Consider the following 2,188-nt stretch of genomic DNA (forward strand, 5'->3'; position numbering starts at 1 on the left):
TGTTGCATGTGTGAGGTTTTCACACATGCAACAGCTTTCTTTTTTCTTCAGTTTTAAAGTCTTCAATGGAAAATCGAAAAAAACATCTCGAATTCCCTAAAATTGGATACAACAATGTAAGCCGTCCATTTTGGCGGCTTTTTTCTTGCTCACTTTTTAGTTATGCAGGCGGGTTAGGCAAGCTTTTGCAAGGGAAACAGATATCTGCCCTGGGTTCCGTTCTGTATCTTGTGGTGCAATTTGTTGAAGTTGTGGGCCAGAACACAGATCACGGTCTCTGTAAGCGCATTTAGATGCCCAGTCCCCAGGAAGCGGCGGAACAGCTGAGTTTCTTTCACATCTGCAAAGGCACCTTCCGACTGGATCGACCGGTTCATCCTCAGCAGTTTTCCCTCTTCCGACGTTATCCGTTCCTTATCTTCTGCCCGCAATTCCAGGAGCCGTTTTGAAACCTCAAAATGTTTCTCTCTCTGCTCCAAGGGCTGTTTGGAATTGTTACCCCTGATGCAATCCTTCTTGTACGGACATCCCGTACAATCGTGGCACGCATACACTGTATTCTCAATCACGTATCCGCTCCGGCTCTTTCTTTTTTTCGTGCCTTCGCATTTTACCTGTTTTCCATTGGCACAGAGATAACTGTCAGTTGTCACATCATAGGCCATGTTTTCTCTGCGCCAGATTGCGTTTTGGAAAGAATGCTTCTTGGAAATCTCGTAGTTATTCGGCTTAATGAAGGAAATCATTTCATTTTTCAGGAGATACTCGTAATTTTCCTCACTTTCATACCCCGCATCGGCCACTATCTTACGGTAGTTGCTTCCCAGATGTTCCCGCAGATCTTCCAGGAAGGGAATCAGTGTCTTCACATCAGTGGGCCAGGGGCTCTCTCCCGTTCACACTACATATTCCGCATCCACAGCAAACTGGATGTTGTAGCCTGGCTTCAACTGCCCATTCAGCATAGCATCTTCTTTCATCCGCATGAAAGTGGCATCGTGGTCTGTCTTTGCGTAGCTGTTGCGGTCTCCACAGATGTGCAGTTTTGTTTCGTAATCCTTCAGCCGGGAGATATACCCCTGGAGCTGTTCCACAGCCCTCTGCAAAGGGGTCTTCCGCTTGCCGGTACCGTGGACGAAGATAGTGTTTGACTCTTTTTTCAGCTTCATGAGTTTGCGGTAGAGTTTCTTCAGATGCCGCTTGTGCAATTCATTTCCATGACGGATGCAGATTCCGAAAGATGTCTCCGTTTCCAGGAAAAATGCCGGAATCTCCTCCATCATTTTGCCCAGACGCTTGGTGACGGCTTTTTTCCATACAAACTTGTACTTGTTGGCGAAGGACTCGATCTTGGTCCCGTCGATGAACAGCGTATCAGCAGAGAGTTCACCATGGTAACCCAGATAGCGGTCCATCTCTACCAGGACGTCTTTGGCACAGGCTGCCAGATGGAGGGAACGGAACCGGGCAATGGTGGAGTAGTCTGGGGCTTTCTTCCCATCCAGCAGGAGCCAGCAGTCAATCCGGTTCTGGCAGAAATCCTCGATGGCACGGGAGCTGCGCACCCCGTGCATCGCAGCAAAGATAACAATTTCCAGCATCTGGCGTGGGTCCACTTCATTTCTCTCCAGATGAGAGTAAGTGCTAAACAATTTGCCTAGGTTCATCCTTTCTACACCATCGCGAACCAGCCAGACCGGATTATCTTTAGGAATCGAATATTCAATATCCATGGGCAAATGGAGTTGCAAAACTGTGCCCAATTTTGTATAATCCTTAGGTAAAATTTTGTTTCGCATACTAAAATTTTACACCACTTCCGGCCTCTTGGAGACCGGAAGTCTTTTTTTATTGTGTTTTTTTAGGAAACAGTAGGAACAGAGCCAGGCGGGGCACCACTGAACGACCCTTGAGCGGAGCGTGAAGAAATTTTCGGTTTCGCTCATCCGCTGGGAGCCTCGTTCAAGCGTCAGCGCGTTGGCGGGAAGCGGATTCGAATGGCGAGGCCGAAAATTTTAGCGACGGGAAGCGGCGTCGGGCAGGGGTGCCCCGCCTGGCGGTGACAGCAACGGAGACAACCGACGTCAATCGACAGACACCCCCACCACCGGGCAAGCACGGTCCCCCGCTCCCAAGGGGGCGGACTGAAAGACAAAGAAAGAGGCATCGAAAAATGATGGATCATTTT

Annotated in this window: 1 pseudogene; it reads right to left on the reverse strand. The window is 48.9% G+C overall.

Annotated elements, in window-relative coordinates:
- Positions 1-173: 173 nt before the first annotated feature.
- A pseudogene (locus tag ACTUHY_RS12825) lies at positions 174-1,799 on the reverse strand (IS1182 family transposase).
- Between the last annotated feature and the right edge of the window lie 389 nt (positions 1,800-2,188).

The organism is Acidaminococcus nyctereutis (genome assembly GCF_052216985.1).
Lineage (GTDB): Bacteria > Bacillota > Negativicutes > Acidaminococcales > Acidaminococcaceae > Acidaminococcus > Acidaminococcus fermentans_A.